This window comes from Paraburkholderia phymatum STM815 (assembly GCF_000020045.1).
Classification (GTDB): Bacteria; Pseudomonadota; Gammaproteobacteria; order Burkholderiales; family Burkholderiaceae; genus Paraburkholderia; species Paraburkholderia phymatum.
This window is the reverse complement of sequence record NC_010623.1, coordinates 352,448-375,894: the sequence shown is the minus strand read 5'-3', so window position 1 is coordinate 375,894 and position 23,447 is coordinate 352,448. Positions and strand designations below refer to the sequence as shown.

The 23,447-nt window shown below is 64.1% G+C and carries 26 protein-coding genes, 1 pseudogene and 1 riboswitch; of the genes and pseudogenes, 13 read left to right on the top strand and 14 right to left on the bottom strand.

Annotated features, from left to right (window positions below; genetic code table 11):
- The first annotated feature begins 181 nt into the window (after nt 1-181).
- Nucleotides 182-427: a hypothetical protein gene (locus BPHY_RS17495; RefSeq protein ID WP_012402778.1), complete on the top strand. Its 246-nt coding sequence runs from the start codon at nt 182-184 to the stop codon at nt 425-427.
- 70 nt (nt 428-497) lie between these two features.
- Here the strand turns inward: BPHY_RS17495 and BPHY_RS39580 are convergent, their stop codons facing one another.
- Complete coding sequence (locus BPHY_RS39580) at nt 498-653, bottom strand: hypothetical protein (protein WP_244257651.1); 156 nt, start codon at nt 651-653, stop codon at nt 498-500.
- 89 nt (nt 654-742) lie between these two features.
- Nucleotides 743-2,455, bottom strand: coding sequence for an IlvD/Edd family dehydratase (locus tag BPHY_RS17490; protein ID WP_012402777.1), 1,713 nt, complete (start codon nt 2,453-2,455; stop codon nt 743-745).
- A 348-nt stretch (nt 2,456-2,803) separates the two neighbouring features.
- On the opposite strand from BPHY_RS17490, the pseudogene BPHY_RS17485 reads away from it, so the two are divergent.
- The 4 genes and pseudogenes from BPHY_RS17485 to BPHY_RS17470 form a co-directional block, all read left to right on the top strand.
- A pseudogene (locus BPHY_RS17485) lies at nt 2,804-4,090 on the top strand (quaternary amine ABC transporter ATP-binding protein); the annotation flags it as partial.
- Nucleotides 4,083-4,988, top strand: coding sequence for a choline ABC transporter permease subunit (gene choW, locus BPHY_RS17480; RefSeq protein WP_012402775.1), 906 nt, complete (start codon nt 4,083-4,085; stop codon nt 4,986-4,988). The pseudogene BPHY_RS17485 and the gene choW, both read left to right, overlap by 8 nt.
- Nucleotides 4,989-5,121: 133 nt before the next feature.
- Entirely contained in the window at nt 5,122-6,099 is a 978-nt protein-coding gene (locus tag BPHY_RS17475) for a GlxA family transcriptional regulator (RefSeq protein ID WP_012402774.1), read from the top strand.
- 51 nt (nt 6,100-6,150) lie between these two features.
- Nucleotides 6,151-7,092 (top strand): choline ABC transporter substrate-binding protein, encoded by a 942-nt coding sequence (locus BPHY_RS17470; protein WP_012402773.1) that lies wholly within the window; start codon nt 6,151-6,153, stop codon nt 7,090-7,092.
- A 114-nt stretch (nt 7,093-7,206) separates the two neighbouring features.
- Here BPHY_RS17470 and BPHY_RS17465 read toward each other — a convergent pair whose 3' ends face one another.
- The 3 genes from BPHY_RS17465 to BPHY_RS17455 form a co-directional block, all read right to left on the bottom strand.
- Nucleotides 7,207-8,349 carry a CmpA/NrtA family ABC transporter substrate-binding protein gene (locus BPHY_RS17465; RefSeq protein ID WP_012402772.1) on the bottom strand — a complete coding sequence of 381 codons (1,143 nt, stop codon included), beginning with the start codon at nt 8,347-8,349 and terminating at the stop codon, nt 7,207-7,209.
- 10 nt (nt 8,350-8,359) lie between these two features.
- Nucleotides 8,360-8,935, bottom strand: coding sequence for an ANTAR domain-containing response regulator (locus BPHY_RS17460; RefSeq protein ID WP_012402771.1), 576 nt, complete (start codon nt 8,933-8,935; stop codon nt 8,360-8,362).
- 291 nt (nt 8,936-9,226) lie between these two features.
- The gene (locus tag BPHY_RS17455) at nt 9,227-10,486 is read right to left on the bottom strand and encodes a cyanate transporter (RefSeq protein WP_012402770.1); all 1,260 of its coding nucleotides are present in this window, start codon (nt 10,484-10,486) and stop codon (nt 9,227-9,229) included.
- A 170-nt stretch (nt 10,487-10,656) separates the two neighbouring features.
- Here BPHY_RS17455 and BPHY_RS17450 point away from each other — a divergent pair, with 170 nt between their 5' ends.
- Complete coding sequence (locus BPHY_RS17450; protein ID WP_012402769.1) at nt 10,657-11,364, top strand: GntR family transcriptional regulator; 708 nt, start codon at nt 10,657-10,659, stop codon at nt 11,362-11,364.
- A 141-nt stretch (nt 11,365-11,505) separates the two neighbouring features.
- On the opposite strand, the gene infA is transcribed toward BPHY_RS17450, so the two are convergent.
- The 3 genes from infA to BPHY_RS17435 all read right to left on the bottom strand — a co-directional run bounded on the left by infA (nt 11,506) and on the right by BPHY_RS17435 (nt 12,931).
- On the bottom strand, nt 11,506-11,769 hold the full coding sequence (gene infA, locus BPHY_RS17445) for a translation initiation factor IF-1 (RefSeq protein WP_012402768.1): 264 nt from the start codon (nt 11,767-11,769) through the stop codon (nt 11,506-11,508).
- Nucleotides 11,770-11,905: 136 nt separating this feature from the next.
- Nucleotides 11,906-12,190, bottom strand: a complete 285-nt coding sequence (locus BPHY_RS17440; RefSeq protein WP_012402767.1) for a hypothetical protein — start codon at nt 12,188-12,190, stop codon at nt 11,906-11,908.
- A 522-nt stretch (nt 12,191-12,712) separates the two neighbouring features.
- Nucleotides 12,713-12,931 (bottom strand): hypothetical protein, encoded by a 219-nt coding sequence (locus BPHY_RS17435; protein WP_012402766.1) that lies wholly within the window; start codon nt 12,929-12,931, stop codon nt 12,713-12,715.
- 179 nt (nt 12,932-13,110) lie between these two features.
- Between BPHY_RS17435 and BPHY_RS17430 the strand changes: the two genes are divergently transcribed.
- A complete protein-coding gene (locus tag BPHY_RS17430; RefSeq protein ID WP_012402765.1) occupies nt 13,111-13,518 on the top strand; it encodes a hypothetical protein in 408 nt (135 codons plus the stop codon).
- 3 nt (nt 13,519-13,521) lie between these two features.
- Here the strand turns inward: BPHY_RS17430 and BPHY_RS17425 are convergent, their stop codons facing one another.
- Nucleotides 13,522-14,097 (bottom strand): histidine phosphatase family protein, encoded by a 576-nt coding sequence (locus BPHY_RS17425; protein WP_012402764.1) that lies wholly within the window; start codon nt 14,095-14,097, stop codon nt 13,522-13,524.
- A gap of 27 nt (nt 14,098-14,124) precedes the next feature.
- A riboswitch (cobalamin riboswitch) is annotated at nt 14,125-14,287 on the top strand.
- Nucleotides 14,288-14,334: 47 nt separating this feature from the next.
- Between BPHY_RS17425 and BPHY_RS17420 the strand changes: the two genes are divergently transcribed.
- The gene (locus BPHY_RS17420) at nt 14,335-14,559 is read left to right on the top strand and encodes a CbtB domain-containing protein (RefSeq protein ID WP_012402763.1); all 225 of its coding nucleotides are present in this window, start codon (nt 14,335-14,337) and stop codon (nt 14,557-14,559) included.
- A gap of 21 nt (nt 14,560-14,580) precedes the next feature.
- The gene (locus tag BPHY_RS17415) at nt 14,581-15,348 is read left to right on the top strand and encodes a CbtA family protein (RefSeq protein ID WP_012402762.1); all 768 of its coding nucleotides are present in this window, start codon (nt 14,581-14,583) and stop codon (nt 15,346-15,348) included.
- 79 nt (nt 15,349-15,427) lie between these two features.
- Here the strand turns inward: BPHY_RS17415 and BPHY_RS43850 are convergent, their stop codons facing one another.
- Nucleotides 15,428-15,562, bottom strand: a complete 135-nt coding sequence (locus tag BPHY_RS43850; protein WP_012402761.1) for a hypothetical protein — start codon at nt 15,560-15,562, stop codon at nt 15,428-15,430.
- A gap of 62 nt (nt 15,563-15,624) precedes the next feature.
- On the opposite strand from BPHY_RS43850, the gene BPHY_RS17410 reads away from it, so the two are divergent.
- Nucleotides 15,625-16,245, top strand: coding sequence for a methyl-accepting chemotaxis protein (locus BPHY_RS17410; RefSeq protein ID WP_052306117.1), 621 nt, complete (start codon nt 15,625-15,627; stop codon nt 16,243-16,245).
- 71 nt (nt 16,246-16,316) lie between these two features.
- Here BPHY_RS17410 and BPHY_RS17405 read toward each other — a convergent pair whose 3' ends face one another.
- Nucleotides 16,317-17,561 carry an NAD(P)/FAD-dependent oxidoreductase gene (locus BPHY_RS17405; protein WP_012402760.1) on the bottom strand — a complete coding sequence of 415 codons (1,245 nt, stop codon included), beginning with the start codon at nt 17,559-17,561 and terminating at the stop codon, nt 16,317-16,319.
- A gap of 132 nt (nt 17,562-17,693) precedes the next feature.
- On the bottom strand, nt 17,694-18,473 hold the full coding sequence (locus tag BPHY_RS17400) for an ABC transporter substrate-binding protein (RefSeq protein ID WP_012402759.1): 780 nt from the start codon (nt 18,471-18,473) through the stop codon (nt 17,694-17,696).
- 345 nt (nt 18,474-18,818) lie between these two features.
- Between BPHY_RS17400 and BPHY_RS17395 the strand changes: the two genes are divergently transcribed.
- The 3 genes from BPHY_RS17395 to BPHY_RS17385 all read left to right on the top strand — a co-directional run bounded on the left by BPHY_RS17395 (nt 18,819) and on the right by BPHY_RS17385 (nt 20,786).
- Nucleotides 18,819-19,784 (top strand): ornithine cyclodeaminase family protein, encoded by a 966-nt coding sequence (locus BPHY_RS17395; RefSeq protein ID WP_012402758.1) that lies wholly within the window; start codon nt 18,819-18,821, stop codon nt 19,782-19,784.
- Between the two features lie 90 nt (nt 19,785-19,874).
- Nucleotides 19,875-20,519, top strand: a complete 645-nt coding sequence (locus BPHY_RS17390; RefSeq protein WP_012402757.1) for a helix-turn-helix transcriptional regulator — start codon at nt 19,875-19,877, stop codon at nt 20,517-20,519.
- Between the two features lie 69 nt (nt 20,520-20,588).
- A complete protein-coding gene (locus BPHY_RS17385; RefSeq protein ID WP_012402756.1) occupies nt 20,589-20,786 on the top strand; it encodes a DUF1653 domain-containing protein in 198 nt (65 codons plus the stop codon).
- 3 nt (nt 20,787-20,789) lie between these two features.
- On the opposite strand, the gene BPHY_RS17380 is transcribed toward BPHY_RS17385, so the two are convergent.
- Together BPHY_RS17380 and BPHY_RS17375 are read right to left on the bottom strand one after the other, a co-directional pair.
- Entirely contained in the window at nt 20,790-21,179 is a 390-nt protein-coding gene (locus BPHY_RS17380; protein WP_012402755.1) for a 2Fe-2S iron-sulfur cluster-binding protein, read from the bottom strand.
- A 56-nt stretch (nt 21,180-21,235) separates the two neighbouring features.
- On the bottom strand, nt 21,236-23,182 hold the full coding sequence (locus BPHY_RS17375) for a sigma-54-dependent Fis family transcriptional regulator (protein ID WP_012402754.1): 1,947 nt from the start codon (nt 23,180-23,182) through the stop codon (nt 21,236-21,238).
- Nucleotides 23,183-23,447: the final 265 nt, after the last annotated feature.

The window sequence follows — 23,447 nt, the reverse complement described above, 5'->3', positions numbered from 1 at the left end:
GACGTGACGGAACGGAACACGGCGTGGCGAAGCTTTTGAGTCAAGATGTGTCAAGAATGCGGCGCGTCGGGAAACATGCGTCAACCCTTCACGCGTCGGCGCGTTTAGAGCGATGACCCCATCCGGTCGGGCGGCCAGCGAGCCGTCAGTCAATAACTAAAGCTATTGAGGTATCTCAAGTATGAACAAGCACATCATCGCTGCCGCTCTGGCAGGTCTGTTCTCGATCGCCGCTTTCGCGCAGGCATCGGCTCCCGCCGCTACGGAAGCAGCGCCGGCAGCCGCATCGGCGCCGGCACCGGCACCGGCACCGGCACCGGCTGCGAAGCATCACGCGAAGAAGCATCACGCAAAGAAGCACCACGCACACAAGAAGGCAGCGCCCGCCAAGGCCGCGAGCGACGAAGCAGCATCGGCTGCACAGTAAGTAGCGCTCTGCGCTGATGTCGAAGGAGGAAGGCGGACATTGCGTGCGCCTTCCTCTTTTGTTCTTTGCATCAGTTCTGCGTAGTGCGCCGATCCGCTAACACGCCGAGTGCCGACGCATGACGGCGCGCGCAGGCGAGGCCGAATGCCGTTGGTCGCATGCCGCGATCGTGCGCGACATCGAAGCCCATGCGCCACGGCACGATGCGCTTGCCATAGCAGGTCAACGCCGCGTCCGTTGAAAACGGGCAGCGTACTGCCTTGCTCGCGCAGACGTTCTATCGTCGACTGAACGTTTCGGGTTGAGCTGCCATGTTCAGTGCGAGTCGCGCGGCACGGGCGCGCCGCTCGCACCGACCAGAAAGTCGAGATCCGCGCCCTGATCGGCCTGCAGAACGTGCTCGACATAGAGGCGGTAATAGCCGCGCGCGGGCAACTCAGGCGCTTGCCATGCGGCGCGGCGCCGGGCGAGTTCTTCATCCGGTACATCCAGATGCAGGCGCCGTGCGGCGACATCCAGTTCGATCATGTCGCCCGTCTGTACGAGCGCAAGCGGCCCGCCCGCTGCCGCTTCGGGCGACACATGCAGCACCACGGCGCCATAGGCGGTGCCGCTCATGCGGCCATCGGAGATGCGCACCATGTCGGTAATGCCTTTTTGCAGCACCTTTTTCGGCAGTGGCATGTTGCCGACTTCGGCAAACCCCGGATAGCCCTTCGGTCCTGCACCCTTGAGCACCATCACGCAGTGTTCATCGATGTCGAGCGATTCGTCGTCGACCTTCGCATGCAGTTCTTCGACGTTCTCGAACACGACGGCGCGCCCGCGATGCTTCAGCAGCGAAGCCGTTGCCGCCGACGGCTTGATCACCGCGCCGTCCGGCGCCAGATTGCCGCGCAGCACGGCGATGCCTGCATGCGGTTTGAAGGGCGCCTCGAAGGTCGTGATGACTTTCTGGTCGTAGTTCGGCGCATCGCTGACGTTGTCCCAGATGCGTCTGCCGTTGACCGTCAACGCGTCGCGATGCAACAGCCCTTGTTCGCCTAGTTGCCGCAGCACGGCGGGCAAGCCGCCCGCGTAGTAGAAGTCTTCCATCAGATATTCGCCGGAAGGCTGCAGATTCACGAGACAGGGCACATTCGAGCCGAGCTCCCAGTCGTCGAGCGAGAGGTCGACGCCGATGCGCCGCGCAAGCGCGATCAGATGCACCACGGCATTCGTCGAACCGCCGATCGCAGCGTTCGTGCGGATCGCGTTTTCGAAGGCTTCGCGCGTGAGGATCTTGTCCATCGTCATATCGTTGCGCACCATCTCGACGATGCGGCGGCCCGCGACATGCGCGAGCACCTGGCGGCGCGCATCGACGGCGGGAATCGCCGCGTTGTGCGGCAGACCGATGCCGAGCGATTCGACCATCGACGCCATCGTCGAGGCGGTGCCCATCGTCATGCAATGGCCGCGCGAGCGGTTCATGCACGACTCGGCATCGATGAATTCCTGCTGGCTCATCGTGCCCGCGCGCACTTCTTCCGACATTTGCCACACGCCGGTACCCGAGCCGATCGTGCGGCCTCGAAAGCGGCCGTTGAGCATCGGTCCGCCCGACACGGCGAGCGCGGGCAGATTGCACGACGCCGCGCCCATCAACAGCGCAGGCGTGGTCTTGTCACAGCCGACGAGCAGGATCACGCCGTCGAGGGGATTGCCGCGTATCGACTCCTCCACATCCATCGAAGCGAGGTTGCGAAACAGCATCGCCGTGGGCCGCAGATTCGATTCGCCCAGTGACATCACGGGGAATTCAAGCGGCAGTCCGCCTGCCTCGCGCACGCCGCGTTTGACGTACTCGGCGAGCTCGCGGAAGTGGGCATTGCAGGGCGTCAATTCGGACCACGTATTGCAGATGCCGATGACGGGGCGGCCGTCGAATTCGTCGTGCGGAATGCCCTGATTCTTCATCCATGAACGGTGGATGAACCCGTCTTTATCGTTGCGTCCGAACCAGCTTTGCGAGCGGAGTTTGCGCATGAGGTCTCCCGTTTCTGCGTCGTTTTTCGTCCTGGTCTGCGTGTGGCAGCTGCAAGCTCAGCTTAGACCATTCATCGCACGACACGGTGTGATTCGGCATGGCGCGAGAAGGTCATGACGCCATGCAGTTGCAGCGCAACAGATACGGCGGGGCAACCCGGGCTTACGCTAACGGCAGTGCTTTCCGTTGCTGCACAGGGAAAGACGCGCTGTGCATGCATCAATGAACGGACGCGGACCTTGCAATAAGCGACACGCGCCGCAACCCATCTTGCATCGCAGCATCGCCACAAACCCTTGCTGTGCAACGCTCGGCGCGCGCCGCTAACGCCCGTTCGTTTTTGACCGTGTCGTATTTCCGCAAGCGTCTGTCGCAATTAGTCGGCTAGTCGGGGTTTTTTCTGGCAACTATGTAGTCACACATGTGCGGGCCGGCGCCCGCACCACGAGGAGATGGACTCGATGAAATCCCCAAAGGTGGTGGTCGAAGGTTTATGTAAGGTTTTCGGGCCGAACCCGAAACTGGCGCAAGACATGCTCTCGCGAGGCGCATCGAAGGACGAGGTGTTCGCCAAAACAGGGCACGTGGTTGGCGTCCACAACGTTTCCTTCGATGTGCAGGAAGGCGAGATTTTCGTGCTGATGGGCCTGTCGGGCTCCGGCAAGTCGACGCTGATCCGTCTCATCAACCGGCTCGTCGAACCGACGGCCGGCAAGGTCATTATCGACGGTCGCGACGTCGCGGCCATCAAGCGCTCCGAGCTTACGTCGCTGCGACGCACCGACATGAGCATGGTGTTCCAGTCGTTCGCACTGATGCCGCAGCGTACCGTGTTGTCGAATGCCGCGTTTGGTCTCGAAGTGGCGGGCGTGGGGCGCAAGGAGCGCGAGAAGCGCGCGCTCGACGTCCTCGAGCAGGTGGGCCTCGCGACCTTCGCGGGCAAGCTGCCGGCGGAACTGTCGGGTGGCATGCAGCAGCGCGTGGGCCTGGCGCGCGCGCTGGCCGTGAACCCGTCGCTGATGATCATGGACGAAGCGTTCTCCGCGCTCGACCCGCTCAAGCGCAAGGAAATGCAGAACGTCCTGCTCGAATTGCAGAAGAACCAGCAGCGCACGATCCTGTTCGTCTCGCACGATCTGGAAGAGGCGCTGCGCATCGGCAGCCGCATTGCGATCATGGAGGGCGGCCGCGTGGTGCAGATCGGCACGCCGCAGGACATCATCGCGAACCCCGCGGACGACTACGTGCGGGCGTTCTTCGAAGGCGTCGACACGAGCCGCTATCTGACGGCGGGCGATCTGATGCAGGCGAACGGTGTGCCCGTCGTGCGCAATCTGGATCACGCGAGCGTCGCCGAGTCGCTGAACGGTAGCGCCGAGTATGCGTTCGTGCTCGACGGCGAGCGCCGTATCCGCGGCTTCGTGACGCGCGATTCGATCGGCAGCGCGACGCCGTCGCTGAACAAGGTGGAATGCATTTCGCGCGGCGCGCCGCTCGAACATGTGGTGTCGCGTGTGTGCGCGAGCGCGACGGCTCTACCCGTGGTCGACGATGAGGACCGCTACTGTGGTTCCGTCGATCAGGCCGCTGTCCTGAAGGTCATTACACGCAACAGAGGTGCCGCCCATGTCTGAGATCATTCCACTCGGCCGTTGGGTCGACCAGTCCGTTCACTATCTGCTCGACCACGACGCGAGCACATTCGATTCGATCGGCAAAGCAATCGAGAGCTTCGCCGCGATGATCGAGCATGGCCTGCAGGCCGTTCCGATGTGGGCGCTGATGGCGTTGTTCATTGCGGTCGGCCTGTGGCGCGTGGGCTGGCGATTTGCGATCTTCGCGACGGCTTCGCTGCTGCTGATCTACGCGACGGGGTTCTGGGACCAGACGGTGATTACGCTCGGCCTCACGCTGTCGTCGACGTTGATCAGTCTTGTGTTCGGCATTCCGCTCGGCATCTGGGCGGCGAAGAACAAGCATGTGCAGATGGTTGTGCGTCCGATCCTCGACCTGATGCAGACGATGCCCGCCTTCGTCTATCTGATTCCGGCTGCGATGCTGTTCGGTCTGGGCCGCGTGCCGGGGATTCTGTCGACCGTGATCTTCGCGATGCCGCCCGCCGTGCGCCTGACTAGCCTGGGCATCAAGCACGTGAACCGCGAGATCGTCGAAGCAGGGCAGGCGTTCGGCTGTACGCCGTGGCAGTTGCTCTACAAGGTGCAATTCCCGAATGCACTGCCGTCGATCATGCAGGGTGTCAACCAGACGATCATGATGGCGCTGTCGATGGTGATCATCGCGTCGATGGTGGGCGCGGGCGGCCTGGGTAACGACGTGCTCGCGAGTATTCAGCGCCTCGATATCGGTCTCGGCTTCGAAAGCGGTCTGTCTGTCGTGTTGCTCGCGATCATTCTCGATCGCATCACCGAGAGCTTCGGCCGCACGCCAGGCTCGGCGACGGCACCGCGTTTCGCCGGCTTGCGCAGCGTGATGCGAGTACGGCGCGAGCAGCCGGCTGTCGCGCAAAGCTAGATCTTTGTCGCATTGACCCAGGCGCCGGGTTCCCGGCGCGTCTGCAATAGAACCAATAGTGGTCGTCCCGCGAAAGTCCTCGGGCCTTCGCGGTGGCCAAACACATTTTTCTTTGTGCATCACGGAGCGCGACGTGACGTCTACCCGGGCTGAAGCGCCGTTGTCGGATCTTGCGCATGTGGGCTTTCTGACTTTGCCCAGTTTTTCGATGATCGCGTTCACAAGCGCGGTCGAGGTGCTGCGAATGGCGAACTACGTATCGCGTGCGCAGCACTATCGCTGGTCGATCATCACGCACGACGGCGTGCCTGTGCGGGCCAGCAACGGCCTCACCGTCAAGCCGACCCGCACGCTCGAAGAAGCGGGCATGCCCGATGTGCTGATCGTGTGCGGCGGCACGCAGATACGCAATGCCGTCGATACGAACGTAAAGACCTTGCTGGCCGAGGCCGCGTCGCAAGGCGTGCCGTTGGGCGGCATTTGCACGGGCGCTTACGCGCTGATGGCCGCGGGACTGCTCGACGGCTATCGCTGCTCAGTGCATTGGGAGGATCTGTCGGCGTTGCACAGGGAATATCCGCATGTGCGTTTCGCCGACGAACTGTTCGTGATCGATCGGGACCGCCTGACCTGCACGGGCGGCACTGCGCCACTCGATCTGATGCTCGATCTCGTCAGTTCACGGTTTGGGCAAAACCTGGCCGCGCAGGTGTCGGAGCAGTTCATTCTCGAGCGCATTCGCAGCGCGAGCGACCCGCAGCCGATTCCTGTCGATGCGCGCGTGGGCTTTTCGCGCGCCGAGCTGATCGAGGTGGTGCGGCTGATGGAGGCGAATATCGAAGAGCCGCTATCGCTCGAAGAACTCGCGCGGCTCGTGCAGTTGTCGCAGCGCCATTTGCAGCGAATGTTCAAAGTGTATCTGAGCGTATCGCCCACGCATTATTACCTGTCACTGCGTTTGCGGCGCGCGCGCGATCTGCTGCGCACGACCGATGCATCGATTGCGCGCGTGACGGCCGTATGCGGCTTTCATTCGCCGTGTCATTTCAGCAAGGCTTATCGCGCGCAATTCGGCCATGCGCCGAGCGTCGAGCGTCGCCACGCGAGCTAGCAGTCAATGGGAGCAATCGACTGTGAACAGAACAACCCTGAGGAGAGTGTAATGAAACGCAAGCTGATGATGGCGGCCGCGCTGATGATGACGGCCGCTGCGACCGCGCAAGCCGCCGATCCCGCCGCGTGCCGCAACGTTCGTTTCGCCGACGTCGGCTGGACCGACATTGCGGCGACGACGGGCCTCGCGTCGACGATTTTCCAGGGCCTCGGCTACAGCCCGACGAAGACGATCGCGTCCGTGCCGATCACGTTTGCGGGCATCAAGAGCAAGCAGATCGACGTGTTCCTCGGCTACTGGGCGCCTACGATGGACCCGATCATCCAGCCGTTCGTGAAGGCGGGCACGATAAAGGTACTCGCGACGCCGAATCTGACGGGCGCGAAATACACGCTTGCCGTGCCCGACTATGTGTACAACGGAGGTCTGAAGAACTTCAGCGATATTGCGAAGTACGCGGACAAGCTTGACGGGAAGATCTATGGGATCGAGCCGGGCAACGACGGCAATGCGCTGATCAAGAAGATGATCGACGGCAACCAGTTCGGGCTGGGCAAGTTCAAGCTGGTGGAGTCGAGCGAGGCGGGCATGCTGGTGGAGGTGAATCGCGCTGTTCGAGACAAGAAGTGGATTGTGTTTCTCGGCTGGGAGCCGCATCCGATGAACGTGCAGATGAAGATCGATTATCTTGCCGGTGGCGACGATGTGTTCGGGCCAAATTATGGCGAGGCCAAGGTGTTTACCGCTACGCCGCCCGATTATGCTGCGCGTTGTCCTAATGCCGCGAAGCTCGTATCGAATCTGCAGTTCACGACTGCCATCGAGAATCATGTGATGGTGCCCATCATGAACAAGGAAGATGCGAATAAGGCTGCGCTGGCGTGGTTGAAGGCTAATCCCCAAGCTTTGGATAAATGGCTTGCTGGTGTGCAGACGTTTGATGGCAAGGACGGCTTGCCGGCCGTTAAAGCGTATATTGCTGCGCATTGAGGTGCCGGTTTTTTTGTCTGCAACGTAGTCGCCATTTCTGTTTTTTTGGGCTTTTATGCCAGCAAAAGAAAAAACCAGAATGGCGACTGCGTCGCACACAAAAGACCGCAAGCTTCAGGCCTTGATAGAAAACCCCTGCAAATATGCACGATCGAAATTGCCGTCCCAACGACGCCCATCGATCAACTGCACCGAAGGCGCATCGTCACGAACAGCCACGCCAACGTTAATGGCGGCCTGCCGATACAACTGAACCTGATTGACTTCATTAGCAATACGAGCAAAGTCACCACGCGAATGCACCATCCCCCATCTCGCGTATTGAGCAAAGAACCATACCCCTTCCGCAGGATGCGGATAATTGACAGCCCCATCAGCAAAAAACGCAACAGGCCGTCGGGTCTCATCGCATCCTGCAGAAACCAGCCGTGAAGCAATAGAAGCAGCCGGCACACCAAGAAACTCATCAGCAGCGAGCCTGCGAGCAATCTCCACCCGATGCTCGTCGTCATCGAGCCAGCGACACGCTTCGAGCATCGTCTGCACGAGCGCTCGCGCCGTGTTCGGATACCGCGTGACGAAATCGCGCCGGCTCGCGAGCACTTTCTCGGGATGATCGGGCCACACCTCGCTCGTGTACGCAATCGTCCTGCCGACACCGCGTTCCTGAGCAACGGCGTTCCACGGTTCGCCGACACACAAGCCGTCGAGCCGGTCCCGCGCGAGCGCATCCACCATCTGCGGCGGCGGAATCACCACGCTGTCGATATCGCGCAACGGATCCACGCCCTGCGATGCAAGCCAGTAATACAGCCACATTGCGTGCGTGCCCGTCGGAAAGGTCTGCGCGAAGACGGGCTTGCGGCCGAGCGTCGCGAGCGCCGCAGGCAGCGTCTTATGCTCGTCGAGCGCGGCGGCAAGACGGTTCGATACTGTGATCGCCTGGCCATTGCGGTTCAGCACCATCAGCACGGCCATGTCCGTTTGCGGTCCACCGAGGCCGAGCTGCACGCCATAGACAAGGCCGTACAGAGAATGCGCGGCGTCGAGGTCGCCGGATAACAGCTTGTCGCGTATCGCTGCCCATGAAGGCTGCTTCAACAGTTCGATCGTCAGCCCGTGCGCGTGGCCGAACTCGAGCAGCTTTGCGGCGACGAGCGGTGCGGCATCGCTGAGCGCGACGAAGCCGAGGCGCAAGTGAGATTTCTCGAGCTTGCCCGAGTCGGCGGAAAGAGCGGTATTAGCGGTCGAGTTCATGAGCTGCACTTCAGTCTGGCAAGTCGGCTGCGGCGACGATCTGGCGCGCGACTTCGGCGAGCTTCACGCCCTGGTTCATCGCGCGCTTGCGCATCGTCGCGTAGGCGGCGTGTTCGGTCATCTTTTGCGAGTCCATCAGCATGCGCTTCGCGCGGTCGATCAGCTTGCGCTCGGCGAGCTCGTTCTCCGCGTGCGCGAGACGCTCGCGCAATTGCGATTCCTGTGCGAAGCGGGCGAGCGCGACTTCGAGTATCGGTGCAAGGCGCTCGGTCGCGAGCCCTTCGACCAGATAAGCCGTCACGCCCGCGCCGACGGCATCGCGTATCAACTGCTGGTTCGCATCATTGCTGAACATCAGCACGGGCCGCGGCGCGGTCGCGTTCATCACGGCGAGCTGTTCGAGCGTGTCGCGCGACGGCGACTCGGTGTCGATGATCACGACGTCGGGCCGCTCGCTTTCCACCGTTTCGTGCAGCGCCTGCGGCGACGCCGTCGCGGCAAGCATGTCGTAGCCGAGCCGCGCGAGGGCGTCGCGTAACTCGCCGATCGGCTTGTCGGTGTCGGTTACGAGCAGGACACGCAGCATGGATTGCCCGGCATGAAGGATTCTAAGTGGCGCAAGTTCATTCGTCAGACTGCGGGAGTTCGCCATCCGCCCGCGGCAGGCGTGGCAGGCATTGCAAGAGCGTACCCAACACTCTGCAACTTGCATGCCATTGAATGGCAAATCCGCTTGACGCCGATTGCGCGGCGTTCGGGCTTTCTATCGATCGCGCGCGTTCTGCACCGCGGAAGTGCGCGGTCGACCTCGTTGCACCGGGTTGGCGCGAGTCGAGGCGCAGTGCCCGCGGAACTTGCGCACGCCGCGCGGCGAACTTCAGCGTGCGCCGAGCCAGCGCGCGTAGCTGCGAGGAGAAAACGCGAAGGTCAGCGCGATCATCGCGGCGATACATACGGCGAGCATGGTCCACGCGGCCGTGAAGCTACCTGTGAGGTCGCGCAAACGTCCCGCGACGATGGGAGAGATCGCCGCCACGATGAAACCGACGCCCTGCACGAACGCGACGAGTCTCCCGGCGACGCGATGATCGTCGGCATGATCGAGCGAGGTGACGAGGGTCAGCGAGAACGTGCCGCCGAGTCCCGCGCCGGTAATCGCGACCCACGCGAGCGGCGCGGCATCGGGCCAGGCGAGCAAGCCGACGACACCCGTCAGTTGCGCCGACAGCCCCGCCACGAGCCACGGCCGGCGGTCGCGGAACAATGCTGCCGCGAGCGGAAGGAGCATTGCCGACGCTGCCTGGAAGACCGTCATCGCCGCGAGCAGCGAGCCGCTGTGCGCGACGCTTGCGCCGCGCTGCTGATAGTACGCGGGCAGCCACGCGACGAGCGTGGTGTAGCCGCCGTTGACGAGCCCGAAGTACAGGCCCAGCGTCCACGCGCGGCGCTTGCGCCACATGGCGACATGCGAAGTGTGACGGGCATGCGCCGCAGCGGGCGAGGCTACCCGTTGGTCAGCCAACATGGAGCGCTGCAAGACGAGCCAGCACACGCCGGCGAGCATGGCGGGAATGGCCCATATCGCCAGCCCTGCGCGCCACGAATCGAACGCTTTCGCGACACAGGGGCTGACGCTCGCGCCGAGTCCGCCGCCGCCCATGATCGATGCTGAGAACAAACCCATCGCAAGCGGTACGCGCGAGTGGAAACGCTGCTTCATCACGCCGGGCAGCAGCGCCTGAATGACGGCGACGCCGATGCCCGCAAGGAGCGCCGTCATCAGCAGCGCCGCGCCGCTCGACGCGGCGAAACGCGCGGCGCACGCGGCTGCGATCGCGAGCAATCCCAGCGCGACGCCTCGCGCTTCGCCGACCACACGCGTCAGCAATCCCGCACCCAATGCGCCGAAGCCCATTGCGACGACAGGCAGGCTCGTCAGCAGCGAGGCGCCTGAAAAGCTGAGGTCCGTTGCCGCGCGGATCGTCGCCAGCAGAGGGCTGACGGACGTGAGCAACGGCCGCAGGTTGATGCCGATTGCGACGATCACTGCGAGCCACAGCCCGTCATGCCACGAAAGGGCAGCGGATCTCGCTGCGCGCGGAAAGATCGGCGTGTCGACGCGGGAAGTCCGGTTCACGGCAATACCTTGCTAGTGAAAATGGTTAACCATATTAACGGAAAATGGTTAACCATTTTCGCTTGATCTGCTATTTTACTTATTTGATTTGCCTGCAATGGCGCACCATGCAGCCGGACGCAAGCGTCGCAACAATATGGCCGCTCGCGTGAATCTCATTCTTCAAAAACATGGCCACACGCCCGCTCACACCGCCGCCCGCCGCCCATTCCGACACCGTCGAAGACCGCATTTACGCGTCGATTACGGCTGCACTGCTCGAAGGGCGCCTGCGGCCCGGCGCGCAACTCGTCGAACGCGATCTCGCGGCCGCTTTCGGCTGCACGCGCGGTGCGCTGCGCAAGGTGCTCGCGCGGCTCGGCTTCGAAGGCAAGCTCGTGCTCGAAGCGAATCGCGGCGCGTTCGTGCCGTCGCCTTCGGAAGAGGATGTGCGGCAGGTCTATCGGGCGCGGCAGATCGTCGAGGCGGGCATCGTCGCTGCGCTATGCGGCGCGCTGACGGCGCAGGACAGGCGTGCGCTGAAGGCACATGTCGCAAGTGAGAAAAAGGCACTGAAAGACGCCCGCATCGACGAACAGGTGCGGCTCGCCGGGCATTTTCACGTGTTGTTGACGCAGATCGCGGGCGGCGCGGCGTTGCAGGGCTTCGTCGCGCAACTGGTCGCGAAGACGGAGTTGTACAAGGCGCTCTACGATCCTTCGAAGGGTACGACCTGCTCCGCCGACGAACATGCACATCTGATCCAGGCACTCGACGCCGGCCATCTGAACGACGCACTCAAGGCAATGCGCGAGCATCTCGCGGAGCTGGAAGAGCGTGTCGTCACGCGCATGCGGTCTGGCGCGAGCGACGATCCTGGGGCGGTCTTTCGGGGATGACGAGATGAGAGGCGCGCGGCATGCGTTGCACATGCCGCATCGGATGCATGATCGACGGCCTTGTGCGTCGATTCATTTCTGCGTCCCGCCCGATTGATCGCGAGACGCTTCCTTCTGCTACTACTGCTGCATATCGCTGCGTCAGCGGCGGCGCACGGGCGCGCTGCGCGGGCCGCTGCTGCGTTCGTCCTTGTGACGGAAGTTGATGCGTCCTTTGGTCAGGTCGTAGACCGACAATTCGAGCGTGACGCGGTCGCCCGCGAGAATGCGGATGTGATTCTTGCGCATGCGGCCCGATGCGTACGCGCCCACGACGACGCCGTTGTCGAGCGTCACGCGGTAGCGGCTGTCGGGCAGTACTTCGTCGACGATGCCGTCCAGTTCGATGAGTTCTTCTTTCGCCATGTACTACTCCTGGTCGATGAGGGAAGGGTGCCGCGCGCGGCGCGCAGCATGTCTTGCGCGGCAGCGCGAACGCTGCTGCGGGATGCGTGAATCTTGAAACAACGGTAAAGCAACGCGCCGGGTGCGGCGCGCCCGATCAGAGATCGGAAACGCTTTGCCCGTCCACCCGGCCGTCGATCACCTGCGATGCATGCTCGATGCAAGCCATGCGCGCCTTGCCCGCGCCTTCGAAGGGGCGAAAGTACGCAAAGCGGAACACGCGGCCGTCGGCGGCGGGATTCGCCCCGACGCGGCAGATGCGCACCGACGCGTCGTAGCCGCTGTCGATCGAATTGCGATGTGTCACGCCAGCCGCGGTGCGTCGCGGATAAACCAGCGGATGAATCTCGTAGCCCTTGTAGGTCTTGACGCCTTGAGTCATGTGCAAAATCCTGTCATGCGGGCCGCCGATACGCTCGTGCATTACGCAGCATTGGCGAATGGGCGGCAGGCGGCGCAGCACCGTAGGGCGCACCGCAATGAAAAAAAGTTTGGCGCGAGCCGAATGCGCAGGCTCGAACACGGCCGCGATCACCGCGGAACGGATGGAGAAAAATACGCTGGTGCCGCGCGGGCACCGAACGTAGCGAGTGTCACCCGGTCGGGTTCAAGCGCGCAGCGCATGGCCGAAATGACGAAGACCGCCGGGTCGCCGCTGCATGCTTTTGCGCGGTGAAGGGACGGCTGGGACGTAACGCAATCAGTGCAACGCGGTAAGGACGAAACAAGCGGAAGACGTTGACGCGTTGCGGTTAAGCAGATGCCGGATGCTGCTGGCGGAACGCTGCGTTCCACATATTATGCCCTAAAAACAGGGTCTTGTGTAGCAGAAACTTTCGCGGGGCGGCATTCCCACAGCACGTCGGCGGAGATGATAGCGACAGAGCATGCGTGCTGCGGACGCTTACTCTGCCGTCTGCGTCATGCGCTTTTGCAGTTCGCGTGTGGCGGCGAGCGGAATCCGTGCGTCGTCCCATTTCGCGAGCCATTCCACTTCCTTCGACGTGAAAATCTGGCCGTGGTTGCGCAGCGCGTACTGCAGGGAATCGATGATGTGATTGCGGATGATCTCGGGCGTGCGTGCATCGTCGAGCACGGTACGAAACGCTTCGAGCGTAGCCATCGGTTGCCTCTTGTCGGTGAACGCTTGGGGAAGATCCGACTGTTATCGCACATCAAAAAGCGCGCTGCCACGTGGTCAAAATTCACGCTGCGTCAATGCAGTTTCGATCGCGCATCGCGTTGGGTATGCACTTTGCAACGCGCATCACGCCTGCCATTGCACACGATACGAGGCACTTCATGACATTAAGAACCATTGCGCCACTCGCGTTATGGACCGTCGCGCAACTGGCCGTCGCCGCGACGGGCGATGCGTCTTGCGGCGTGCTGGCGGGCGGGGGCGCCGCTGATGGGACGGGCGCGTCGGGTGTGCCGGTTGCGAGCGGCTTTGCGTTGCGCGACGGCGAGCCCGTCGATTTCATCGCGGGCGGCAAGATCGTGCGCGGCACGCTGCATGTGCTGACGGATGACGGTATCTATCGTGCGTACTGGCAGCCGCAAGGCCGACCCGAACGGTACGTATTGGCGAATGCCGGCGCGGACGCCGTGCGTCTGATCGCAACGCCAGCGCAAGGCTCACCTGCCGCGAGCGGGATGCCCGGAACGACGCTTAACCCGCAGCAGGTGCTGTCGTGTCCGGCGTTCTGAGGGTCACGCCGGGCGGTGAGGCGTGGGCCGCCACGTCCAGCCGCGCTCGCTGCGCCGCAGTTCGACGACGGCCAGCGGCGGCACGTCGATTCGCGCGAACGCTGCGGGCGGCGCCTGCAGCACGTGTATCAACGCCGCGCGGATCACGCTCGCGTGCGTGACGGCAACCGTGTTGCCCCGATGCTCGAGCGCATCGAGCCAGCCGCCGACGCGAAACCTCAACGCATCGAACGATTCGCCGCCGTGCGGCGCGGCGGATGGATCGCGCGCCCATGCGGCCAGCGCGTCGGGTTCTTCGTCTGACAGCTCGAGCAGACGGCGGCCGCGCCAGCGTCCGTAGTCCGCGTCGGCGAGCGCGGCCAGGGCATGCGCGGCGAGTCCGAAGGCCTTTGCGGTATCCCGCGCGCACGCAGCCGGACTGCTCAACGCCAGATCTGCGTCCAGCAGCGGCGCGTTTGATGCGCGAAACGCCGCGGCTTCGTCGGCAGCGGGCGCATCGAGCGGGTCGTCGTCGGGAAAGGCGCCCTTGCGTTGCGCGGCCGTCGCAGGGTGGCTGATCAACAGCAGGCGTGTGCGCATTGGCGGCTCATGCTCAGAAGAATGGGAAGAAAGTCGAAAGCGTGTGGCAGTTTAGCGCGTAGAATAGTCGCCACTCGAAGCGCGGAAGCCGGTGCAAGCCCGGCGCGGTCGCGCCACTGTAATCGGCAGTACATGCGTACACCAACATGCGGTACACAAGCCGGAAGCCAGACCCAAGCTTCGACTTCCCTTATCAATCGACTATCGGGGCGCGTCACCCCCAAGGAGATGTCCGTCATGAACGACACCGCTCTGCACCACGCCGGTCAGACCGATGAACCCGCCATTACCCCGATTCCACTGCGCGAACTGCTGCCGTGGATTGTCTTCGGCGGCCTGCTGATGCTGCTCGCACTTTATTTCGTCGGCGCCGAGCAAGGCGCGACGTCGCTGTTTCCCGGCATGTACGTGCACGAGTTCGTGCACGACGGCCGCCACCTGCTCGGCTTTCCTTGCCACTGATCGCGTAAGGGAGTCACCGTCATGGTTGGAAAATTGCTGATGCGAGGCATGCTCGCAGGCATCGTCGCGGGCTTGCTCACCTTCGCGTTTGCGCGCGTGGCAGGCGAGCCGCTGGTGGACACGGCGATCTCACTGGAACACAAGTTGCACGCCGAACACGATCACGCCGATGCCGGCGGCCACGATCACGACGAAGAACTCGTCAGCCGCGGCACGCAGGCGGGCCTCGGTCTGCTGACCGGCGTCGTCGCGTACGGCATGGCGTTTGGCGGCCTGTTCGCGCTCAGCTTCGCGTATCTGCACGGACGCGTCGGCAAGTTGAGCGCGCGCGCGTTGTCGGCGTGGCTCGCGCTCGGCGCGTACGTTGCCGTCGTGCTGGTGCCGACCATCAAGTATCCGGCGAATCCGCCCTCCGTCGGCGATCCCGATACGATCGGCACGCGCACCGGGCTGTTCTTTCTGATGATCGTCACGTCGCTCGTCGTTGCCGTGTTCTCGATGAAAGTCCGCAAGCATCTCATGCCGCGGCTCGGCGTGTGGAACGCGTCGATCACTGGCGGCATCGTGTTCATCGCGATCATTGCCGCGATCCAGATCGCGCTGCCGACGGTCAACGAAGTGCCGGAAGCGTTTCCGGCCGTCGTGCTGTGGAAGTTCCGCGTGACGGCGCTCGGCATGCAGGCGATCACATGGGCCGTCATCGGTCTGCTGTTCGGCGCGCTAGCCGAGCGCAGCGAACGCATCGCGCGTGAGTCCAACGCGGCCGCGCGCAAGTCGGCCTATCTTTAACACTCGCAAGCCGCTTTAAAGCTTGCATCCCGCGCCTGCGCACGATTGTGCGGGCGCGCGGTCCACCCGTTCCTTCCCTTCAGTTCGCCATTTCCAGAAACCGCGCCAGACACGGATTGCGGTTCGACGGCGACCACACGCGCAGTTGCGAGATCGTCGGTGTATCGGCCAGCCGCCTGAACGCGAGTTGTCGATACGCATGTTCTACATGCACGCGCCGGGCTCACGAGCCCGCCTGGCCATTATCGCGGTCTCACAACGCGCACCGAATGAGCTGTGGTCGGCTGGTTCAGGACGCTGCTCGCGGCGTGTGTCGCGAGCATTGTCGTCGGGCTGGGTATTGCGTTCTTCAGCTGGCGCGCGCTGCGCTGCGCGATCATGTCGCCGATGCGCGATGCGCTCGGCCAGTTCGACGCCACCGCGTCGGGCGAGTTGCGCACGCGCGTCGAGATCCGCTCCGAAGACGAGATGGGCTCGCTGCTGCACGGCCTCGCGACGATGCAGGATAGGCTCGGCGCGACGATCGCCACGGTGCGCAAGGGCTCCGGCTCGATCGCGGCTGCCACGCAGCAGATTGCAGCGGGCAATCTCGATCTCTCGCAGCGCACGGAACAGCAGGCGGCGTCGCTCGAACAGACTGCGGCCGCGATGGAGCAGCTGTCGACCGCGCAGCTGAACGCCGAGAATGCGCAGCATGCGAACAGGGTTGCCGACGGTGCATCGTCGATGACGCACATCATTACGGCGATCGAAGGCAGTGCGTTTCAGACCAACCTCCTCGCGCTGAACGCGGCCGTGGAAGCGGCGCGTGCGGGCGAAGTGCGCAGCCTCGCTCAACGCTCGTCGAGGAAAACGCGGCGACGGCGGCATCGCTGGTTGATGAGGCGAAGCGTCTGAGTGAGTTGACGGCGGCATTCAAGGTGGAATGGGAGACGGATTAAGCGGGGCCATGCCGCCCCGGCACATCGTCAGCCAAACCGCTCCACCCGATACGCCCGCGGATCCGTAAATGGCGTTTGCCCCGTCATCATCTCCGCCAGCAGCCGCCCGGTCACCGGCCCGAGGGTGAGCCCATGATGGTTGTGCCCAAACGCGAACCACAACCCGCGATGACGCGGCGCCGGGCCGATCACGGGCCGCATGTCCGGCGTGCAGGGCCGCATGCCGAGCCACGGCCTTTCGTCGATGCGCTCGCCCAGCCCGAACGTCGCGCGCGCGAGCGGCTCGACGCGTTCGAGCTGAATGCCCGTGGGCGGCGCGCCGCGCTCGGCGATCTCCACACCCGTCGTCACGCGCAGCCGGTTGCCATCCATCGGCGCGACCACATAGCCGCGTTCGGTATCGACGATGGGTACGGAGAGCATGTGCCGCGCGGGTCGATAGTGCATGTGATAGCCGCGCTTCGCGCGCAGCGGAATCTTGTAGCCGAGCGGCCCGAACACGGTATCGGACCACGGCCCGAGCGCGAGCACGACCTGTTTCGCACTGAGCGTGCCGTGCTGCGTCTGGACCGTCCACGCATCGCCCGACGGACGCAGGCTCGTCGCCTCGCCGGTCACGAAGGTGCCGCCTTCCGCCTCGAACAGACGCGCGTAGCCTTTGACGAGCGCGCCCGGATTCTTCACGCTTTTCGGATCCTTCCAGTGAATCGCGCCGCAGATGCCGTCGCCCACGCTCGGCTCCCGCGCGCGCAGCGAGGCCGTATCGAGCACGCTCACGTGCAGGCCATGTTCGCGCACCGCGTCTTCGGATGCCTTCGCTTCGTGCTCGAACGCCGCGCGCGTGCGGAACGCCTCGATCCAGCCGCCGTCATGCACGAGGGCGTCGAGACCTGCGCGCGTGATGAGCCGGTCGTGCTCGTCGACGCAGGCGGCGATCAACGGCATCATGTCGCGCGCGGCCGCCGCGAGGCGCTGAGGCGACGATTCCCACCAGAAGCGCGCGAGCCACGTCGCGTACGCGGGCAGCGCCTTGTAGTCCCAGTACAGATCGGTCGACTGGTTGCGCGCGTAGCGCAGCAGCGTGCCGAGCTTGCGCGGAAATCCGTACGGCACGATCGACGAACGCTCGATCAGCCCCGCATTGCCGAAGCTCGTTTCCTCGCCCGGTGCGCGCCGGTCGACGAGCGCGACGCGTTGCCCGCGGTCTTGCAGATGCAGCGCCGACGATACGCCGACGATGCCTGCGCCCAGCACGATGACGTCGAAATCCATAACGGTCAGGTTGTCCTTGAGATGGCTCGCGAGGCGGCCAGAAAGCAGCCAGAAAGCAGCCAGAAGCGCAACGAGCGCGTGTCGCCACGCGCTCGCCCATAGGGGAGAAGCCAGCGCCCGCCTGGCAGCCTATCACTTCGCGATAATGTCGCGCTTGAAGTATTTCTGCGAGAGCGACGTCAGCGTGCCGTCTTTCTTGAGTTCGGCAAGCGCGCCATCGACCTTCGCCTGCAACGCCTTGTCCCCCTTGCGCAGACCGAAGCCCGTCCCTTCGCCGAGCGTCGACGGATCTTTCAGCGGCTCGCCGACGATCTCGAAGCCGGCGCCCGCCGGCTTGTTCAGGAAGCCGTCGCTGGCCGTCTGCGCTTCCTGCACCGCGGCGTCGAGCCGTCCCGCGACGAGATCCGCGTAGACCTGATCCTGGTCCTGATACGACACGACCTGCACGCCCGCATTCGCCCAGTGTGCCTTGAGGAAGTCTTCCTGCGACGAGCCTTGCAACACGCCGACGTGCTTGCCTTGCAGGTTCTTCACGTCCGGCTTCAGGCCTGAACCGTGCTTTGCGATCATCACGATGGGCACGATATAGATAGGCGGCGTGAACGCGATGCTTTCCTTGCGCTTTGATGTGATGTTCATCGCCGAATTGATGACGTCGAACTTGCGCGCCTGCAGCGCGGGGATCAGGCCGTCGAACGCATTCTCGACCCACACGCACTTCATTTTCAGCTTCGCGCAGACGGCGTTGCCGACGTCGACATCGAAGCCTTCGAGCTGGCCCGACGCGCTCTTGCTTTCGAACGGAGGGTAGGCGGCTTCGATACCGAAGCGCAGTGTGTCGGACGATTGCGCGCAAGCGGCGCCCGCCGTCATCGCGAGGACGGCGGCAGCGAAGGAGAGCTTCAGGTTCATGACGTTTCCTGTCGTTGATGATCGGGCCACCCGCAGTGTGCGGCGGCGCAGGTGAAATATAGACGGAAAGTCCAGTGTGGACTATAGGGAATACGATAGTCCAGTGATCAAAAATGCCCTCCGATGCTTCCTCTGCCTTGTGTGGTGAGCGCGAGAGCCGCGTGAGCCCGCTCTGGCGGGACGCTTGATTTCGCTGAGCCGCGTCCAAAGCGAGACTTTTCTGTCCAAATCCATAAAGTCTCAAGTAGACTATGTGTCTACGGTGCGATCGATCCATCGACCGATGTTTCGATTGAACCGGAATAGCAATGGCCGCGCGATGCGCCGCCTCTGGAGACGAATCCGATGAAAACCGCCTTGCCACTCGCCGTCGACGAACAGGCCGTCCGCGAAACGCTGCCCGCCCTCGACGTGCGCCGCGCACTGACAGCGATGTTTCGCGCGTTGGCGTCCTCCGAGGCCGTGCAGCCGCCGCAGACGCTGACGCTGTTGCCGAACGGCGCCGGCGATTTCATCACCTATCTTGGCGCGCTTGCCGATGCGAAGGTGTTCGGCGCGAAGCTGTCGCCGTACATCGTGACGGGCGGCCGTCCGATCATCACCGCGTGGACGGCGCTGATGTCGATGGAAACGGGGCAACCGCTGATGTGGTGCGACGCTGGCCTGCTCACCACCGAACGCACGGCGGGCACCACGGCGCTTGCTGTCGATCAGCTCGCGCGCGCCGATGCGGCGCGGCTGGCCGTGGTTGGCGCGGGCGCTGTCGGACTGGCGCATTTGCGGCACGTCGCGCCGCTGCGTGCATGGGAGTCGATCCGCGTGTATTCGCCCGATCTCGCCTCCAACCATGAGAAGCGCGCGGCCGTACAGGCCGCCGAACCGCGCGCCGAGGCCAGCGCAAGTCTCGCTGCGTGTGTGAAGGACGCGGACGTCGTGATGTTGTGCACGTCGTCGGGCACGCCCGTGCTGCCGCGCGACGCGTTGACGAAGCCCGCGCTCGTTACGTCGATCAGCACGAATGCCGCCAACGCGCACGAAATCGATCCGGCGTGGCTGCCGGAAATGGACGTGTACTGCGACTATCGAGCGACGACGCCAGCGAGCGCCGGTGAAATGAAGCTCGCCGCGCAGCAAGGCTGGTCGCCGGAAGATGTGCAGGGCGATCTCCCGTCGCTGCTGGCGGGCACGTGCGCAAAGCCCGCGTACGGGCGGCACGCGTTCTTCCGTTCGATCGGTCTCGGTCTCGAAGACGTCGCGATTGCGAGCGAGCTGTATCGCCACCTGAGCAATCGTAGAGACGAGGCGCAATAGCTACAATGTCGATCAGCCGCCGCTGTGCGCCGGGTAGGACGGGCGCGCAGGGCATCACGTAGACACCGCGAAGCCCGTCACTCTCCGCCGATGCGCAAGAAAAAGCCCTCTCCCGTCAAGGATCTGCTGCTGACCCGCTACGCACCCATCGCGGACGGCATCGCCGCGCTGTTTTTCCCGTACGCGGAAGTCGTGATCCACGACCTGCACGACCAGACGGTGCTGTATCTCGCGAACAATCTGTCGAAGCGCGAGATCGGCGACGACTCCGCGCTCGAAGAAACCGAGCATTCGGCGCGCGAGCGCGTGATCGGTCCGTACGAAAAGCTCAACTGGGACGGCCGCCGGATGCGCTGCGTGAGCAACGTGCTGTTCGACGACAACGGTCAGGCGGCGGGCATGCTGTGCATCAACTTCAACATCGCGGTGTTCGAGGACGTGCGCTCGACGCTCGATCTGTTCATCAAGGGCGCGGGCGTGGTCGCGCAGCCGGACGAGCTGTTCCGCGACGACTGGCAGGAACGCATCAACACGTTCCTGCACGGCTGGCTGCGCGAGCGGCAGATCGGCCTGAACGGGCTCACGCGCGAACATCGGCGGGAACTGGTCGAAGCGCTCTATGCGGAGGGCGCGTTTCGCGGCAAGAGTTCGGCTAACTATGTCGCGAACGTGCTTGGCATGGGCCGTGCAACCGTTTATAAGCATCTGAAGCAGATGAAAGAGGGTGCGAACTGACGCATGCGGCGACGTGCGCCAGCGCGGCCCACGCTGCTTCGTCCGTTCAGGCACCTGCGAGGAATCACTGTGACCGTACGTTATCGACACTACAAAGGCGGTATTTACGAGTTCATCTGCGAGGCGACGCTCGAGTCGGATCCGAGCATCACGATGATCGTCTACCGCGCCGACAACGGCACGATCTGGACGCGGCCGTCGTCGGTATTCTTCGAGATGATCGAGCACGAAGGCCAGACCGTGCAGCGCTTCGCGCCCATCAACTAGACGCTAGAAGCGCCTGACGGGCGGCGTCGGCGCGGACGGGACCTCGGCGGCGTCGGGCACGTCGATCACGAGATCGCTTTGTGCGACGGCCACGCAGGGCAGGATATAGCCCTGCGCCTTTTCGTCGGCGCTCACGCCGGGCCATTCGACCGTATAGCGCACGCTGCCCGACTCGAGACGGCACAGGCACGTGCGGCACGTGCCGTTGCGGCACATGCGCGGCAGATGCAGATTCGCGAACCCGGCCGCTTCGAGCACCGTGAGCGATCCGGGCGCCTCGAACGTGCGGCCGAGCGGCTCGACGCGTACTGCGTAGGTCCGCTCTTCTTGCTCATGCGGAGTTTCATTTGGTGGTTGCAGCGATTCGCTGCGGGACTGTTCTTCGCGGGACATCGCGCCAACACAACGGATACACGGGACGGGACGCAAGCTTAACGCAGCGCGGCGGTTCAGTGCGTGGTGCGCATCCTCATGTAGCGGTAGACCGTGTTCCGGGCGAGACCCAGTTCGCGCGCGGCCGCCGAAATATTGCCATTGTTGCGCGCGAGCGTCTGCTCGATCAACGTCGCCTGCAGTTCTTCCATGTTGGCCGGGCGCGCTGCAAGAGGAGGATCGGTGGCGGGCAGCGCATGCAGCGGCGTGTCGCGTGGCGGCTCGCAGTCGTGCAGGAAATCGTCGGGCAGATGGTCCAGTCCGATTTCCGCGGCGCCTTCGGCCATGATGCCCGCCGTGCGCAGCACATTCGCCAGTTGCCGCAGATTGCCGGGCCAGCGGCAGCGCGCGAAGCAGTCGAGCACCTCCAAAGACACGCGCGCTGGCATTCTGTCGCTGTCGGGCTCGACCAAGCGCAGCCGCCCGAGAATCCGTTCGACGAGCACGGGCAGATCGGTGCGCTCGGCCAGCGCGGGGAGGGTGACGACGAGCCCGTTGATCCGGTAGTAGAGGTCTTCGCGGAAGGTGCCCGCTTCGATCATCGCGCGCAGGTTGCGGTGCGTCGCGCAGACGACGCGGACATCGACGGGCACCGCGCGCGTGCCGCCGAGCGGCACCACGGAGCGCTCCTGCAGCACGCGCATCAGACGCACCTGCTGCGCGAGCGGCATGTCGCCGATTTCATCGAGGAACAGTGTGCCGCCGTCGGCCTGCACGATCTTGCCGACGTTGCCGCGCTTGCGCGCGCCCGTGAACGCGCCGTCTTCATAGCCGAACAGTTCCGCCTCGATGAGCGTGTCCGGCAACGACGCGCAATTGACGGCGACGAACGGCGCATCGCGTCGCGGCGATTCCTCGTGCATCGCGCGCGCGAGCCATTCCTTGCCGGTGCCCGTCTTGCCGAGTACGAGCAGCGGAATATCGCGGCCACGCACTTTCTCGACGCGGCCGAGTACGGCGGCCATGCGCGCGTCGCCCGTATCGAGCGTCGCGAAGGTGATGGCGGCGGCGCGCGGCTTGCACGACGCGGGTGCCGGCGGCACAGGCGCCGCTGTGTGCTGCGGGCGTGCGTCGGCGGAAAACGCGGGGCGCGCCGCGTATTCAGCACGCGCCAGCACGCGCACGCCGCTTGGCAGCATCAGCGTCAGGCATTCGCCCGGTGCGCGCGATGCCTGCTGCAGCGCAGCCGGAAACGCCGTGCCGAACAGCGCCTCGAACGGCTGTGCTAGCAGTGCGTCGAGCGGCCGGCCGAACTGGAACAGCGCGCTGCGGTTGGCCGCGAGCAGCGTGCCGTTGGCGCCGAATGCGGCGAGCCCTTCGAACAGCGTGCCGATGAACTCGCTGCGCGCATGAAAGCGCACGCGCACGGCATTGCCGAACTGGTTCGCGAACAACTGGTTTTCGATGATCTGTGCCGACATGCGCACCAGCGCCAGCGTGTGCTTGTGGAAGCCTCGCGGGTCGCCGCTCACGTCGAGCGCGCCGATCGTGCGGCCATACGGATCGGCGATCGGCGCGCACGAGCAGGTGAGGATGCGGTTGGCCTCGAGAAAATGCTCGCCGCCGTGCACGACGGTCGGCTCGCCTTCGGCGAGCGCCGTGCCGATGGCGTTCGTGCCGCGATGCGCCTCCGACCACGACACGCCTGCGCAGAGTGCAACGCGGCTCGCTTTCTCGACGAAATCGCTGTCGCCGAGACTGTGCAGAATCACGCCGTTGCTGTCGGTGAGCAGCACCATGCTTTCCGTATCGACGATCTGCGCGTGCAGCGTTTCCATCACGGGCAGCGCGTGCGCATACAACGAGCGGTTGAGTTCGACGAGATCGCGCAGGGCGAACGGCTGCAACGGATGAAAGTCTGGCGCCTCCGATGCGCGCAAGCCGAATTCGCGCGAACGCGCATGAGCCTGCGCGAGCGCGTCGGCGCGGCCCATGACGGACGGCGTGACGGAACGTTGGGTCACTGCATGTCTCCGATGTTGTGCCTGAATGCAGCCTCGCAGGGACCGTGCATGCGGCGTTGCGCCATGCAGTACTGAATGCCCGTTGAAAGCGTCGTCAGTTGGAAAAACCTCCGGTCTGCGCCGACTCATGCCGATCAATCTTACAGGATCACGCCCGGCGCGTGTTCCGCTTGCCTTCTGGCGCAGAAGTGCAATGATCGTAGACAGGCACGCGTTCGCGCCGCGTGCCGTCAGTCGGGTCACGTTCGTCGCGTTCCCGGTCAGC